Source organism: Terrabacter sp. R4-6, assembly GCF_057529065.1.
Genome location: NZ_CP197224.1, coordinates 2,330,305 through 2,344,652, shown reverse-complemented (window position 1 = coordinate 2,344,652; position 14,348 = coordinate 2,330,305). Strand labels below are relative to the sequence as shown.

The window sequence follows — 14,348 nt, the reverse complement described above, 5'->3', positions numbered from 1 at the left end:
TCACCTACCCGCGGACGCGCTCCAGGACCTCGAGGACCGTGGCCTCGACGAGCTGCACCTTGTAGCCGGTCTCGGGGAGCGGGTTGGCCCCTTCGGTGGCCAGACGCGCCGCCGCGGCGACCGTGTCGTCGTCGAGGGTCGACCCGGTCAGCAGCTCCTCGACGGCACCGAGGCGCAGCGGGACCGGCGCCACCCCGCCGATCGCGAGGCCGCAGGACGTGACCGTCCCGTCGTCGTCGCGCACGACGCGGACGACGGCCTCGACGAGCGGCCACTCGGCCTCGAAGCGGCTGATCGAGCGGAAGTAGGCCGCCCGCTCGCCCGCCACCGGAGGCGGCAGCGTCACGCGGGTCAGCACCTCGTCGACTGCGAGGAGGTGGTCACGACTCGGGTCGGACCCGTCGCCGAGCACCTCGCCCACCCCGAGACCGTCACGTTGCGTCGTGTCGACCGTGGCGGCATACGTCATGAGGGCCATCGCGAGCGACGACGGGTGCGGGTGGACGCACGGCGCCGTGTCGAAGGCGACGCCGTAGAGGTGGCGCCCGTCGCGCGCCGGGCAGCCGTCGCCGCCCGACTTCAAGCACGACGTGTGCGGGTGGCGGAAGTACCAGCAGCGGGTGCGCTGGAGCAGGTTGCCGCCGATCGTCGCGGTCGCGCGCACCTGGGGCGTGGCGAGTCCCGCGGCGGTGAGCGCGAGCGCCGGGTAGTCGACGGCCAGGTCGCGTGCGACGGTGGCGACGGTGACGCCGGCGCCGAGGGTCGTGCCGGCGTCGGTGCGCTCGCGGGCGGCGAAGCCGGGCACCCCCGTCAGGTCGAGGATGTGCGGCGTGGCGCCCGTCGTGCGCAGCCGCTCCTGCAGGTCGGTGCCGCCGGCGCGATAGACGAGATCGCCTGCGCCGTCGGGTCGCTCGTCGTATGCCGTGAGGATCGTGACACTCATCGCGTGACCTCCGTGCGGAGTCCTTCGAGCAGCCGGTCGGGTCGCACGGGGAGCGTCAGCGGACGCCAGCCCGTCGCGTTGAAGATCGCGTTGCCGACCGAGGCCGCCGGGCTGATCGTCGCCACCTCGCCGAGGCCGACCCCGCCGCCGGGCACGCGGTCCCAGCCCTCCTCGTGGAAGTGGATGTCGATCTCGGGAGTGTCGCCGAGCTGCGGGATGCGGTAGTCCTCGAGGTTGGCGGTCAGGGTGAGGCCCGTGTGCGGGTCGAGCACCTGGTTCTCGTAGAGCGCGAGCCCGATGCCCTGGATGACCGAGCCCTCGCACTGGCTGCGGGCCAGGACCGGGGCGTGGATGCGGCCGACGGCGATGCCCCCGTGCACGCGGAGCACTCGGGTCTTCCCGGTGCGGGTGTCGACCTCGACCTCGCTGACGTGGAGGGCGGCCGAGAAGCCGCGGCCGACCTGGATGCCGCCCATCGTGAAGGGGACGGCGCGCAGGCCGCGGTCGCCGCCGCGCTTCGCCGTCGCGGAGACCCCGTCGGGAGCGCCGGCGAGGTCGGTGCCGATGCGGCCGCGAAGGGCCGTGGCCGCCTCGACGGCCGTCGACCAGAGGGAGACCGTCGTGCGGCTGCCGCCGGAGGCAGGGCCGTGGGTGGCCCCGCTGTGCGCGTGCCCGAGGCGGACGTCGACCGACGTGGCGTCGACGCCGAAGACGCCGGCGACGGCCCGGGCGAGAACGGTGCGGCTGCCGGTGCCCATGTCCTGGACCGCGGTGGCCGCGACGAGCCGGCCGGCCTCGACGGAGACGACGACCTCGCAGTCGGGGTCGACGAAGTACATCCAGTTGGCCGCCGCCACACCCACCCCGCGGCGGTAGCGGCCGGTCCGGCTGCCCGTCGCAGGACGCTCCCGCCACGTCGGCAGCGCCGACGCCCAGCGGTAGAGGGCCTGGCGCTTGGCGTTGCCGTCCCACTGCGCGCGCAGCTCGATCGGGTCACGGCCGAGGCGGTGGGCGGTCTCGTCGACGGTCTGCTCGAGCGCCCACGCGACCGTCGGGCCGCCGGGACCGCGGAAGGGGGCTCCCGGCGGAGCGTTCGTCACGACGTCGACGTCGCGACCCAGGCGCGGGGTGCGGTCGTAGAGGAGCATCGAGAGCGCCGCGACGCTGTTGCCGACGGCGACGCCCGCGTGACTGTCGGTGTCGACGGTGAGGGCCCGGATCGCGTGGGAGTCGTCGTCGACGAGGAGCGAGACGCGCGAGCGGCTGCCGGGACGGTTGCCCGTGCCGGTCAGCTCCTCGTGCCGGTCGAGGACGAGGCGCACCGGCCGGCGGGTGAGGCGGCTCAGGGAGATCGCGCCGATCGCCTCCATCGTCAGTCCGAGCTTGGCGCCGAACCCGCCGCCGACGTGCTCGGCCATCACCTCGACCTGGGTCGGGTCGAGGTCGAAGTGGTCGGCGATCTCGAGGCGCATGGCCTCGACGGCCTGGGTGCTGAGCCACACCCGGAGGTGCTGCGGGTCGCTCCAGTCGGCGAGGCAGGCGTGCGGCTCGAAGGCCGTGTGCAGCTGGACCGCCGTGTGGAACTCGAGCTCGACGAGACCGCGGCGGCCCTCGGAGCGGGCCGACCGGATGCGGCGCTTGGCGACGGTGCCGAGGTAGGGGGTGCGTGACGGGCCGTGGCTGTTGCCGTCCCACGGGGCAGGCATCGCGCTGCCCTCGCCCGCGGTGGGCGCCTCCTTGCGGTCGGCGCGCGTCGCGTAGACGAGCGGCGCTCCGGGCCGCACGGCTGCCTCGGGGTCGATGACGAAGGGCTCGGCCGTGACGTCGAGGTCGAGCGCCCGCGCGATGCGCCGGGCCTCCGCGGCCGTGTCGGCGGCCACGACGGCGACGGGCTGCCCGGCCCACCGGACCCGGCGGTCCTCGGACAGGACGTCGATGCCGGCGACCCCGTCGGGGAAGGTGACCGGGCGGACGACCCCGGCCGCCACGTCGGAGCGCCGGATCGCGGCGTGCAGCATGCCGGGCAGGACGACGTCGGTCGTGTAGACCGCTGCTCCGGTGACCTTGGCGGGGGCGTCGATGCGCTCGACGCCGCCGGCCCCGCCGTCGTGCTCGCCCCGGCACGCGGCGGCCACGGCGCGGTAGATGCCCTCGTAGGAGCCGCACCGGCACAGGTGGCCCGCGAGCGCCTCGGCGATCACCTCGCGGCTCGGACCGTCGGTCCCGTCGGCGGCGTGCTCGGCGCGCCACCGGTCGTGGAAGGCGACGGCGTCGACGACGAACCCCGGCGTGCAGTAGCCGCACTGGAGCCCGTCGTGGTGGGCGAAGGCGCGCTGCACCGGGTGGTCGCCGTCGGCGAGGCCCTCGACGGTCGTGACGCTCGCGTCGCGCAGGCGGGTCGCGGGGGTCAGGCAGCCGAGCACCGGCTCGCCGTCGACGAGCATCGTGCACGCGCCGCACACCCCGCTCCCGCAGACGAGCTTGGTGCCGGTCAGCCCGAGGCCGTCGCGCACGACGTCCACCGCGGACTCCGTGCCCGCGACGTCGAGCACCCGCGCCTCGTCGTTGACCGTGGTGGTGAGCTCCATGAGGCCTCCTGCGGCTGCGTCTCTCGACGAGACGGTGCGCCATGACGCTACCTCCGGACCGGCCCGGGCGCGATGATGGTGTCGAGGGCTCGTGGACGCGGCCGGCGGACGGTGCGGCGACCCGGCTCCACGGTGACGAGGAGACACGGTCATGCACATCGCGGTGCTGGGCACGGGTGGGATCGGCGGCTACTTCGGCGGACGGCTGGCAGCGTCCGGGCACGACGTCGCGTTCGTCGCGCGGGGCCCCCACCTCGAGGCGATCCGCGAGCACGGCCTCGTCGTGACGAGCGTCGCCGGCGACTTCACGGTCGAGCCCGCACACGCGACCGACGACATCGCCTCCATCGGGGTCGTCGACGCGGTCCTGCTCGCCGTCAAGACGTGGCAGCTGCCTCCCGTGCTCGAGTCGCTGCCCTCCCTCGTGGGTCCCGGGACGGCCGTCGTCACGACCCAGAACGGTGTCGAGGCCCCGGGCCAGGTCGCGGCCGTCGTCGGCCGCGACGCCGTGCTGCCCGGCATCGCCAAGATCTTCGCCTTCATCGACGGCCCCGGCCGCATCACGCACGCCGGTGGCCCGGCCTCGCTGGCCTTCGACGAGTGGTCGGCCGGTCCGGGCAGCGCGTCCGAGCGGGTCACGCGACTGCGCGAGGCCGTGACCGCGTCCGGCGCGGTCTCGCCCGTGCCCGACGACATCTGGGCCGAGCTGTGGTCGAAGATGCTCTTCGTCGTGCCCTTCGGCGGCCTCGGCGCCGCCCTCGACGCGACGATCGGCGAGCTCCGCTCGGCGCCGCCCCGGCGAGCCCTCCTGCAGGACGCGATGCGGGAGGTGGAGACGCTCGCCCGGGCCCGCGGCATACGCCTGCCCCAGCGGGTCGTCGAGGGCACGATGGCGTTCGTCGACGACCAGCCGGCCGACGCGACGACCTCGCTCCAGCGCGACCTGCTCGAGGGCCGGCCGTCGGAGCTCGACGCGTGGACCGGCGCCGTGGTGCGCCTCGCCGGCGAGTCCGGCGTCGACGTCCCGCTGCACCGGATGCTCCTCGAGGTGCTCACCTCACGCCACCCCGGGGCGCTGCTCGGCTGACCGCGTGACCGGGCCGATGGCGTACGCCCGCAGCGGGCTCGGGCACCCGCGTGACCGTCAGAGGTCGGGCCGGCACACCCCGCGACCGAGGATCGCGAGCCCACGCCGGTCGCCGTCCTCGGGGCCGGCACCCGTGCCGCCCGTCAGCGACATCAGCTGGGACCCGTCGGAGACGTGGTTGAGCCCGAGGACGTGACCGATCTCGTGCTCGACGACGGCCCGGGCGGAGTCCCGGCGACCCGCTGCGAGCAGGTCGTCCATCGCCTTGGCGTCGAGCCAGACGGAGCCGGTGACGTAGACGAGGGCACCGTCGCTCGCCGCGCGCGGCGTGCTGCCGCCGAGACCGACGGTGCCACCCGCGAGGCGCGGGATCTGCTCGGGCGTCGCGAAGGCGACGTAGACGGGCGCCCAGCGGTCGCCGTAGCGGTCGGGCTGGTACGGGTCGCGCTCGGGCGTCGGCGCCTCGTCGGTCAGGCCGTCGTCGACGAAGCGCAGCCCGCTCGCCTCCGACATCGTCGCCACGGCCTCGCGCACGAGCGCGTCGCCGCCGGGCGGCAGGCCGACCGTGCTCGTCGTGAAGTGGATCGGACGGCACGGGTCGTAGGCGACCGGGTCGGTGCCGTTGGCCTGCATCCGCATGAACGTGTAGCCGCCGTGGCCGCCGGGCATCGACGGCGGGTCGCCGAGCGGGGCCTGGGCCGCGCCGATGCCGGCCGGCGGCGAGTCGATCCCGATGCCGTGCCGCGCGTCGAACGGCCGGACCTGCCACAGCCACAGCGGGAGCACCACGGCCAGAACCGTGAGGACGACGGCGCCGAGCCACGCGGGCCGGCGTCCGCGGGACGCGCTCGCGCCGGTGGCTCGGTGCCGACCGGGTGCGCGGACGAGGGACCCCTGACGCATGTCATGCATGGTGCCGTGAACCGTCCGTCCTGTCGCCCCGAGAACATTCGGGAGCCTGCGCTCGTGCGCGACTCCTCTAGCCGTACCCAGCGGGACGCTGCCTCGGGCACCCACAACGGCGTCGGCTAGGTTCTGCGTCCGTGGAGTGGTTCGAGGCAGTGCGCGACCGGGTCGTCCCGGCGACGGGTGACGTCGCCCTGGCGGCGCCCCGGCTGCTCGTGGTCCTCGCCGTCGCGCTCGTGCTCGTCGCGGTCGAGCCGCTCTGGCGGGTCGTGCGTCTCGCCGTCACCCTCGTGCACGAGCTCGGCCACGCCGTCGTCGGCGTCCTCGTCGGCCGGCAGTTCACCGGCTTCGTGCTCCGCGGCGACATGTCCGGCCACGCCGTGACCCGCGGACCGGTGCGCGGCCCCGGTCGCGTCGCGTCGACGTGGGCCGGCTACCCGATGCCGGCGCTGCTCGGTGCCGCGATGGTGTGGGCGGCCGAGCGCGGCTGGGCGGCGCCCGTCATCACGGCCGGTCTGGCCGTCCTGCTCTTCGCCCTCGTCCGGGTCCGGTCCGGGCTCACCGTCGTCGTCATGGTCGTCGCCATCGCCGGCTCGGCGGCCCTGTGGTGGTGGCGCGACGACGCCCTCCAGACGCAGGTCCTCGTCGGTCTCGGGGTCGTGCTCGTCGTTGGCGCGTGGCGCCACCTCGCGGCCGTGCTGCAGGACCGCGGCTCCGGCAGCGACCCCGGCGTCCTCGCCTCCCTGACGCACCTGCCACGCGTCGTCTGGAACCTTTCGTTCGTCGTCGTGTGCGCGCTCGCGACGTGGGTCGTCGTGGCCGAGGTCGTCGCCACGCTCCGCTGACCGGCAACCGCCTGCCGGGTCGCCGGTGATCGACGCGCCCGGGGTTGGGTAAGCGGTGCTCGGGTGGATCCAGGGGGAATCACCCGCCACACCTCGGGGGATGCCGCATCCGGTGCACGGATGACAGCGGCACCAGCCCGGCGGCATACCGGGGGAGCACAGGTATGCCGTCGGGCTGGGTCCCGCGCCGACCGCGCGGGTCGTCGTCAGTTGAGGGTGAAGGGCGGGAGCGGCGCGCGGCCGACCGCGCCCAGCGCGGAGGCGAACTCCCGCTCGCGCCGCACGAGCTGGAGGCCGAGGCGCAGACGGGACTCGGTGTCGCTGCTCGCGAGGACGCGCTGGCGGTCGGCCACGTCGAGGCTCACGGTGTCCGGGACGGCATACGCCAGTGACCGGTCGTCGGCGGGGAGGTCCGGCTCGGCCCCGGTGGCCGCGGCGAAGGCGGTGAGCTCGGCACGCAGCCGCGCCGCGAGCAGGGTGATGGTGCCGGCGTCGCCGTCGGGCTCGGTCAGCCAGGTGACGCGGGCCGTCGTGTAGGGCGTGTCGGCCGACTCGTCGATCGCGTCGAGGCGGAAGCGGTCGGTGCCCTCCGAGACGACGAGGAAGCGCTCGCCCTCGAGGGCTGCGGCCTGGACGAGGAGGGCCCCGCAGCCGACGGGGTGGAGGGCGCGCACGCCGTCCTCGCCGACCTCGAAGCCCTCGCGGATCGCGACGACCCCGAAGACCGGCAGGCGCTCGTCCTGACCGTCGAGCAGGTCCTTAAGCAGCTGGACGTAGCGCGGCTCGAAGATCTGCAGCGGCAGCCGGCCACCGGGCATGAGCACGGTGCCGAGCGGGAAGAGCGGCAGGGTCGCCATGGAGCCAGCCTAGGTCGGAACGGGGACCGTGACAGGAGGGCTGTCGAGCCCTGTGCCGCGCGCGGAGGTCCGGGACGGCCCGAGGGGCAGCCCCTAGGACGGCTCAGGGACTCAGTCGCGGACCCCGGACGGCATCGCCTGCGTGGCGCCGAGCTCCTCTGCCGTCACGGCGGGACCCGAGCCGGTGCGCTGACCCGGGTCGCGGACCTCGCCGTGGAGCTCCTCGACCTCGTCGAGCATCTCGGCGGGCGCCCCGTTGATCGCCGTGGCGAGACCGAGGGCGAGACCGCGCAGCTCCTGGTCGCCCAGTCCGAGTCGGACCGCGACGGCGGCGGCGTTGGCCGGACGCTTCTCGGGGTCCTTCTCGAGGCACTCGGCGATGAGGTCGCGCAGGTCCTCGGGGATGTCGTCGGGCAGCGGTGGTGGCGGCTCGTTGACGTGGCTGAGGGCCGTGGCGATGGGGGTGCCACGGTCGAAGGGACGCTTGCCGACGAGCATCTCGTGGCCGACGACGCCGAGGGCGTAGAGGTCGCTCGCGCCGGTCGCCGCGTGGCCGAGCGCCTGCTCGGGGCTGATGTAGTTGGGCGTGCCGAGCATCTCGCCGTGCTGCGTGTGGCCGGACGCGTCGAGGGCGCGGGCGATGCCGAAGTCGGTCAGCTTCACGAGGCCGTCCTCGCGGACCATGATGTTGGCCGGCTTGATGTCGCGGTGCACGACGCGCGCCTCGTGCGCGACGCCGAGCGCGAGCGCTGCCTGGCCCATGATCGAGCGGACCTCGCTCGGATCGAGCGGGCCGCGCTGGTTGAGCACGGCCGAGAGCGGCTCGCCGGAGACGAGCTCCATGACGAGGAACGCGAGGCCCTGGTCCTCGCCGTAGTCGAAGACCGTCGCGATGTTCGTGTGGAGCAGCGCGGCCGAGTGCACGGCCTCGTCGCGGAAGCGGAGCGCGAAGAGCCGCTCGTGGTCGGCGTCGGGACGCATGACCTTGACGGCGACCTCGCGCCGCAGCACCGAGTCGGTGCCGGCCCAGACGTCGGCCATCCCACCGGAGGCGATGCGGCTCTCCAGCTGGTAGCGGTCGCCGAGCACGAACCCTTCCTGCAGGCGGTTCATGTCAGGCACACCTCGGTCTCCGGGGACTGAAGGTGCACGTCAGATGACATCTCAAGGGGCCTTCGTCAGCGGTCATGGTACGGGACCCGGCAATGATTGAACATTCACGGGCTTGGTCACTGCTGAACCGTCCCCCGGTCCACGGCTCCCGCCTACATACCCCGCCCGCCGAGACCTCGAACGGCGAAGTGGCGCCTCTTTTCGGCACCCCGCGGGACGGCGCCCGGCGGCATACGCAGGTCGTATGCCGCCGGGCCGGGTGAGGTCCTGACGTGCCGTCGCGAGGTCGTCGGGAAGGCCTCAGGCCGCGCGCCGCCGGTTCGTCGAGGCGATGACGAGGCCGCCGGCGACGACGACCGCGGCCGCGACGCCGAGGCCGATCGCCGGCAGGTCGGACGGCTCGGGCGACGGCAGCACGATCCGGCGCGTCACCGGTGCGACGACGTCGGGCGTGCCCCGCTCGGCCGCGCTGGCCGAGCCCGCGCCGGAGCCCGAGGACGTCGACGACGAGGTCCCGCAGGACGCGACGGTGCCGCCGCCGACGTACACGCAGGTCTGCGGGGCGGACGGTGCCACACCGGGGACCGGGTCGGGCAGCTCGACGGACAGGGCCGGTCCGGCGAGGGCCAGGCAGAAGAGGGCCGAGGTACCGAGCGCCGCTGCCGAGCGACGACCGAGTCGAGTGGTCGGGGAGGTGGAGGTGGAGGTGGAGGTGGAGGTGGAGGACTGACTGGACATGTGGCGCTCCTTTCACGTGGAGAGTCGACCCCGCACGGCCGCGCCATGGACCGCGATCGCACCCGGGGGCGTCGGGCCTTCCGGGATTCCGTCGGGCCGTGACTGGAGCTGATCGAGCTGGGTGACAGGCAGACGCTCGAGGTGACCGCCAGATACGGAATCATCTGGTGCTGCTTCGAGTTCTCGGCGCCGGGGGGAACCGTCGTCGGGACACGCGAAAGGGCCCCAGTTCCGAGAACTGGGGCCCTTCGTCATCGCGTGCGCGAGGGGGGATTTGAACCCCCACGCCCTTTCGGACACTGGCACCTGAAGCCAGCGCGTCTGCCATTCCGCCACTCGCGCGTGACAAGCAGACAGTGTGCTGTATGAGGCCCGCTATCGCCAAACCGGGCCCAGGGTCACCCGGCCGCCGCCTCCGCGAGCGCCGCCTCGAGCCCGTCGAGGACGAGGTCGAGGCCGAAGTCGAACTCGTCGGCGTAGGAGTAGTCGCGGCCCATCACCTGTTCGGCGATCATCTCCGTCAGGTGCGGGTAGTCCTCCGCCGGGATCCCCATCTCGACGACGAGCTCGTCCGCCTGCTCACCCGTCTGCATCGGCAGGTTGAGCTCGGTGAGGACGAAGCCGTAGACGTACGCGTCGATGACCGAGAAGGCGTGGGCGGCGAGCGCCACCGAGAAGCCGCCGCGTCGGAGGCACCCGAGCACGGTGTCGTGGTGCCGGAGCAGCGCCGGTCCCGGGTTGCGCCGCGACTCGACGAGGCCGAGGGCCCAGGGGTGCGCCGACAGCGCCGCCCGCGACGACACGGCCCGCTCGCGCATCGCCGGTCGCCACGGGTCGTCGAGCGCGGGCAGCTCGATGCACGTGAAGACCCAGTCGGCGAGGCCGTCGAGCAGGTCGTCCTTGCCCGCCACGTGGTGGTAGAGCGACATCGCCTCCGCGCCGAGCTCCTTGCCGACCGACCGCATGCTCACGCCCGCGAGCCCACTGCGGTCGGCGACGGCGGCCGCCGCGGTCACGATGCGCTCACGGCTCAGCGGTCGTCGCTCGGTCACGGGCTCCCCGTCCATTCGGCTCTTGCGGACTTACGCCCGTAAGGCTACCGTACCGACCACAGAGACTTACGGGTGTAAGGGAGACGTCATGAGGGCAGCAGTGGTGCAGCGGTACGGCGCACCGGACGTCGTGCACGTCGCAGAGGTCGCCGCGCCACGGCCCCGCGCCGGCGAGGTGGTCGTCCGGGTGCACGCCGCCGCGGTCACGGCGGCCGACGCGCGGATCCGGGCCGCCCGCTTCCCCCGCGGCTTCGCCCCGGTGGCCCGGGTGCTCTTCGGCCTCCGGCGACCACGGCGCAGCATCCTCGGCGGCACGTTCTCCGGTGTGGTCGAGTCGGCCGCCCCGGACGTCACCGACCTCGCGCCGGGAGACGCGGTGTGCGGCATGACGGGCCTGCGCCTCGGCACCCACGCCGAGCTCGTCGCGACCCCGGCGACGCGCGTCGTGCGCACACCGCCCCAGGTGTCGCACGAGGACGCGGCCGGCGTCCTCTTCGGCGGGACGACCGCGCTGCACTTCCTGCGCGACCGCGCCTCCGTCGGCCCGGGACGCACGGTGCTCGTCAACGGCGCCTCGGGTGCCGTCGGCTCCAACGCCGTCCAGCTCGCTCGCCACTTCGGGGCCGAGGTCACCGGGGTCACGAGCACCGGCAACGTCGCGCTCGTCGGTGAGCTCGGCGCCGACCACGTCGTCGACTACACGCGCACGCCGTTGGCGCAGCTCGACGAGCGCTACGACGTCGTGCTCGACACCGTGGGCACGCTGGATCCCGCGTCGGGCCGCCGGCTGCTGACGCCCGACGGCGTCCTGCTGCTCGCCGTCGCCGACCTCTGGCAGACCGTCACGTCGCGCGGCAACGTCCGCAGCGGCTCGGCGCCCGAGCGCCCCGCGGACTGGTCGCTGCTGCTCGACCTCGTCGCCGCCGGCAGCCTCCGGGTCGTCGTCGACCGCACCGTCCCGCTCGACGACGTCGCCGCCGCCCACGCCCGCGTCGACTCCGGCCACAAGGTCGGCAACGTCATCGTCCGCCCCTGACCCCCACCACCCCGAGGGCGTATGCCGCGTGCTGCGCTACGGGATCGCCGGCGTGTCCGCGTCGGGCGCGTCCACGGCGTCCGGCTCACGTCGCCCGGCCGCGGGGCCGCGCTCACCGGCATACCCCTCCCGGTGACGGCCACCGCCGGAGTCACCGAGCGAGAGGGTCGCGAGCAGGCCGAGGACGAGGAAGCCGGCTGCGGTGAAGGCGGCATACCGCGTCGCGTCGGAGAAGGCCTGCTCCGCGACCGGGGCGGCCGAAGCCGTGCGCGGGTCCTCGGACAGGCCGGGGATGGCGCCGCCGGCGCTCTCCACGACCGCGTCGACGACGGCCGTGCGGGCCGCCGGCGGCACCCCGAGGTCGGCGAGGCCGGCGTCCAGACGCACTCCCGCGGTGGTGAAGAGCACCGTGCCGAGGATCGCGATGCCGAGAGCCGAGCCGACCTGGCGCGCCGTGGACTGCAGACCCGAGCCCTCGCCGCTGCGCTCGACCGGTACGTCGACGAGGACGACACCGGTCAGCTGCGCCGTCGCGAGGCCGACGCCGAAGCCGTAGACGAAGAGGCACGGCGCCACGGCGACCCACGACGTCGTGGGCCCGATGACGAGGCCGAGTCCGGCAATGCCGACGATCTCGGCGACGATGCCGATCCGCACGATCGCGGGCGGCGTGAGGCGCGCGCTGAGCACGGTGACGAGGCCGCTCGCGGCGAAGGACCCGATGGCAAGCGCCAGCAGGACGACGCCGGTCTGGAAGGCGGTGTAGCCGAGGACGTTCTGCAGCCAGAGCGGCAGGGACAGCACGATGCCGAACTCGCCGAGGCTGACGATCATCGCGGCGATGTTGCCGTTGCGGAACGACCGGATGCCGAAGAGGTCGAAGCGGAAGAGCGTCGGCCGTCCGGCAGCCGTGCGGCGCAGGGTCCGCACGACGAACACCGTCCCGGCGACGAGGGTCACCGCGAAGGCCACCGGCACGGGCGACGGGCCGCTCAGCCACGTCCACGGGCCGAGCTCGAACGGCTTGGTCAGGCTCCACCATCCGTAGGTGCGCCCCTCGATGAGCCCGAAGGCGAGCGTCGCGAAGGTGACGGCCGACAGGAGCGCACCCACGACGTCGATGCGCTCGCGCCGCCCCGACCGCGACTCGTCGACGAAGAGCAGCACCCCGACGACGATGATCAGGCCGATGGGCACGTTGATCCCGAAGGCCCAGCGCCAGGAGAACGAGGTCGTGAGCCAGCCGCCGAGGAGCGGCCCGACGGCGACCATGCCGCCGATGGTCGAGCCCCACACCGCGAAGGCGATGCCGCGCTCCCGACCGGTGAAGCCGGCGTTGATGAGCGACAGCGTCGTCGGCAGGATCATCGCGCCGCCGAAGCCCTGGATGATGCGAGCGCCGATGAGCGCGTCGCCCGAGCCGGCGACGGCCGCCAGGACCGACGCCGCGACGAAGACGACGACGCCGATGAGGAGCATGCGCCGGCGCCCGATGCGGTCGGCGACCGTGCCCCAGATGAGCAGGGTCGCGGCGAAGACGAGCGTGTAGGACTCCTGCACCCACTGCACCTGGGACGACGTGAGGCCGAGGTCCTCGACGATGTAGGGCACGGCGACGTTGACGATCGTCGAGTCGACGATGATGAGCGCCACCGCGATGCTGATCGCGACGAGCCCGAACCATCGTCGGCGGGCCCCACCGCGTGCCACGGTCGCCTGCTGGTCCATGCGTCCTCCCAGAGATGTTTAGATCGTCTAAACATATGGAAGCAGTATCATCTCCGCATGGCAATCCCACCCCCGGACAGCACGCCACCGCGCGCGCACCAGCCCGAGACGTGGGCCCTGCGGGCGCTCGGGGCCGCCCAGGCCGAGGCCAGCGGCGCCCTGGCCCGCCGGATGCAGATGCACCCGACCGACCTCTCCGCGATGAGCCACGTCGCCGCGTCGGACGGACGGCTCGGACCGCGCGAGCTGAGCACCCGGCTCGGCATCACCCCGGCCGCCATGACCGACGTCGTCGACCGGCTCGAGGCCGCCGGCCACCTGCTCCGCGAGCGCGACACCGCCGACCGGAGGCGGGTGCGGCTCGTGCCCACCGCCTCCGCGGCCAGCGAGGTGCGGGGCCAGCTGCGCACCCTCCTCGACGGGCTCGACGCCCTGACGGGGGAGTTCACGCCCGAGGAGCGCGACGCCATCCACCGCTACCTGCAGGCCGCGACCGAGGCGTACCACCGGTTCGCCACCGACGACGGCTGACGGAACGCCCGATGGTGCTGCCTCCGGTGGGCTGACCACGCCAGCGGACGCCGCGCCATCACGCACACGACGACGCGGAGGCTCCTCAGGAGCGGTCCCGGGTGCCGCCGTGCGGCACCCCGAGCAGGTATGCCGCGTCGGCGAACCCGCCGCCGAGCACCCCGGGCGGACGGCTCGGGTCGCGCCGCTCGACGCCCGCGGCATACGCCTCGGCATCGTCCTGCGGGTCGAAGCCGATCGCGAGACCCGGCGCCAGGTCGACCCGGCGGCGGGTGTTGCGCGAGACGCCCCACACGACGTGGTGGCCGCCCGCCTGCGTCGTCAGCGTCGCGAGCACGAGCCGCGTCATGTCGTCGGGCGAGAGCCACGACTGGAGCGAGCGCGGGCCACCCGGCGCGTCGTCGAAGGTCATGATCCGGGCGCTGACGACCGTCATCCCGAAGCGGCCGGCATACAACCCGCCGAGCGCCTCGAGCGCCGCCTTGCTGACGCCGTAGTACGTGTCGGGTGCCGGGAGCGGCATGCCCTCACGGCACGCCGGCGAGTCCACGGGCACGTAGCCGGCGGCGTGCACCGAGCTCGCGAGGAGCATCCGGCCCACCCCGGCGCGCTGCGCCGCCTCGCACACCGCGTGCGTGCCGTCGATGTTGACGGCGAGGATGTCGGCCCAGGCCCGCTCGTCGGAGTGGGCGCCCAGGTGCACGACGAGGTCGGCCCCGGCGAACGCCTCCACGTGGCCGTCGACGTCGCGCAGGTCGCACTCCACGGCCCGCTCCGTCGCGACGTCGACGTCGCTCACGACCACCCCGACGCCCTCGCAGAGGACGAGCCGGTGGCCGGCCGCCCGAAGGCGCGGGCGCAGCGCGGTCGCGATGCGCCCGGCTGCCCCGGTCAGCGCGACGAGGGCCACGTCAGCAGCCTCCC

At 74.1% G+C, this 14,348-nt stretch carries 13 protein-coding genes and 1 tRNA gene; 4 read left to right on the top strand and 10 right to left on the bottom strand.

Features of this window, described 5'->3' with window-relative positions:
- Positions 1–4 precede the first annotated feature (4 nt).
- Complete coding sequence (locus ACSSS0_RS10995) at positions 5–943, bottom strand: FAD binding domain-containing protein (protein WP_487227971.1); 939 nt, start codon at positions 941–943, stop codon at positions 5–7.
- Positions 940–3,531, bottom strand: a complete 2,592-nt coding sequence (locus ACSSS0_RS10990) for a molybdopterin-dependent oxidoreductase (protein ID WP_487227970.1) — start codon at positions 3,529–3,531, stop codon at positions 940–942. Before ACSSS0_RS10990 ends, ACSSS0_RS10995 begins: the two co-directional genes overlap by 4 nt.
- A gap of 151 nt (positions 3,532–3,682) precedes the next feature.
- On the opposite strand from ACSSS0_RS10990, the gene ACSSS0_RS10985 reads away from it, so the two are divergent.
- On the top strand, positions 3,683–4,618 hold the full coding sequence (locus tag ACSSS0_RS10985; protein WP_487227969.1) for a 2-dehydropantoate 2-reductase: 936 nt from the start codon (positions 3,683–3,685) through the stop codon (positions 4,616–4,618).
- A gap of 57 nt (positions 4,619–4,675) precedes the next feature.
- Here ACSSS0_RS10985 and ACSSS0_RS10980 read toward each other — a convergent pair whose 3' ends face one another.
- Positions 4,676–5,521, bottom strand: a complete 846-nt coding sequence (locus ACSSS0_RS10980; RefSeq protein ID WP_487227968.1) for a zinc metalloprotease — start codon at positions 5,519–5,521, stop codon at positions 4,676–4,678.
- Positions 5,522–5,661: 140 nt separating this feature from the next.
- Here ACSSS0_RS10980 and ACSSS0_RS10975 point away from each other — a divergent pair, with 140 nt between their 5' ends.
- Entirely contained in the window at positions 5,662–6,369 is a 708-nt protein-coding gene (locus tag ACSSS0_RS10975) for a M50 family metallopeptidase (RefSeq protein ID WP_487227967.1), read from the top strand.
- A gap of 206 nt (positions 6,370–6,575) precedes the next feature.
- Here the strand turns inward: ACSSS0_RS10975 and ACSSS0_RS10970 are convergent, their stop codons facing one another.
- The 5 genes from ACSSS0_RS10970 to ACSSS0_RS10950 form a co-directional block, all read right to left on the bottom strand.
- Positions 6,576–7,226 carry an LON peptidase substrate-binding domain-containing protein gene (locus ACSSS0_RS10970; RefSeq protein ID WP_487227966.1) on the bottom strand — a complete coding sequence of 217 codons (651 nt, stop codon included), beginning with the start codon at positions 7,224–7,226 and terminating at the stop codon, positions 6,576–6,578.
- A 111-nt stretch (positions 7,227–7,337) separates the two neighbouring features.
- Positions 7,338–8,339 (bottom strand): serine/threonine-protein kinase, encoded by a 1,002-nt coding sequence (locus ACSSS0_RS10965; protein ID WP_487227965.1) that lies wholly within the window; start codon positions 8,337–8,339, stop codon positions 7,338–7,340.
- A gap of 300 nt (positions 8,340–8,639) precedes the next feature.
- Positions 8,640–9,077: a hypothetical protein gene (locus ACSSS0_RS10960; protein WP_487227964.1), complete on the bottom strand. Its 438-nt coding sequence runs from the start codon at positions 9,075–9,077 to the stop codon at positions 8,640–8,642.
- A 259-nt stretch (positions 9,078–9,336) separates the two neighbouring features.
- Positions 9,337–9,419 (bottom strand) — tRNA-Leu (locus ACSSS0_RS10955).
- Between the two features lie 56 nt (positions 9,420–9,475).
- Complete coding sequence (locus ACSSS0_RS10950) at positions 9,476–10,129, bottom strand: TetR/AcrR family transcriptional regulator (protein WP_487227963.1); 654 nt, start codon at positions 10,127–10,129, stop codon at positions 9,476–9,478.
- Between the two features lie 88 nt (positions 10,130–10,217).
- Between ACSSS0_RS10950 and ACSSS0_RS10945 the strand changes: the two genes are divergently transcribed.
- Complete coding sequence (locus ACSSS0_RS10945) at positions 10,218–11,165, top strand: NAD(P)-dependent alcohol dehydrogenase (RefSeq protein WP_487227962.1); 948 nt, start codon at positions 10,218–10,220, stop codon at positions 11,163–11,165.
- A 36-nt stretch (positions 11,166–11,201) separates the two neighbouring features.
- Here the strand turns inward: ACSSS0_RS10945 and ACSSS0_RS10940 are convergent, their stop codons facing one another.
- On the bottom strand, positions 11,202–12,893 hold the full coding sequence (locus tag ACSSS0_RS10940; protein ID WP_487227961.1) for a DHA2 family efflux MFS transporter permease subunit: 1,692 nt from the start codon (positions 12,891–12,893) through the stop codon (positions 11,202–11,204).
- Between the two features lie 57 nt (positions 12,894–12,950).
- Between ACSSS0_RS10940 and ACSSS0_RS10935 the strand changes: the two genes are divergently transcribed.
- Entirely contained in the window at positions 12,951–13,424 is a 474-nt protein-coding gene (locus ACSSS0_RS10935) for a MarR family winged helix-turn-helix transcriptional regulator (RefSeq protein ID WP_487227960.1), read from the top strand.
- Positions 13,425–13,509: 85 nt separating this feature from the next.
- Here the strand turns inward: ACSSS0_RS10935 and ACSSS0_RS10930 are convergent, their stop codons facing one another.
- Positions 13,510–14,334, bottom strand: a complete 825-nt coding sequence (locus tag ACSSS0_RS10930; RefSeq protein ID WP_487227959.1) for an NAD-dependent epimerase/dehydratase family protein — start codon at positions 14,332–14,334, stop codon at positions 13,510–13,512.
- Positions 14,335–14,348 lie beyond the last annotated feature (14 nt).

Excerpts from the sequence above, each read along its gene's own strand:
- ACSSS0_RS10985 (WP_487227969.1), top strand. The coding sequence starts at position 3,683 with ATGCACATCGCGGTGCTGGGCACGGGTGGGATCGGCGGCTACTTCGGC.
- ACSSS0_RS10960 (WP_487227964.1), bottom strand. The coding sequence starts at position 9,077 with ATGTCCAGTCAGTCCTCCACCTCCACCTCCACCTCCACCTCCACCTCC.
- ACSSS0_RS10945 (WP_487227962.1), top strand. The coding sequence starts at position 10,218 with ATGAGGGCAGCAGTGGTGCAGCGGTACGGCGCACCGGACGTCGTGCAC.
- ACSSS0_RS10970 (WP_487227966.1), bottom strand. The coding sequence starts at position 7,226 with ATGGCGACCCTGCCGCTCTTCCCGCTCGGCACCGTGCTCATGCCCGGT.
- ACSSS0_RS10935 (WP_487227960.1), top strand. The coding sequence starts at position 12,951 with ATGGCAATCCCACCCCCGGACAGCACGCCACCGCGCGCGCACCAGCCC.
- ACSSS0_RS10940 (WP_487227961.1), bottom strand. The coding sequence starts at position 12,893 with ATGGACCAGCAGGCGACCGTGGCACGCGGTGGGGCCCGCCGACGATGG.
- ACSSS0_RS10980 (WP_487227968.1), bottom strand. The coding sequence starts at position 5,521 with ATGCGTCAGGGGTCCCTCGTCCGCGCACCCGGTCGGCACCGAGCCACC.
- ACSSS0_RS10965 (WP_487227965.1), bottom strand. The coding sequence starts at position 8,339 with ATGAACCGCCTGCAGGAAGGGTTCGTGCTCGGCGACCGCTACCAGCTG.
- ACSSS0_RS10995 (WP_487227971.1), bottom strand. The coding sequence starts at position 943 with ATGAGTGTCACGATCCTCACGGCATACGACGAGCGACCCGACGGCGCA.
- ACSSS0_RS10990 (WP_487227970.1), bottom strand. The coding sequence starts at position 3,531 with ATGGAGCTCACCACCACGGTCAACGACGAGGCGCGGGTGCTCGACGTC.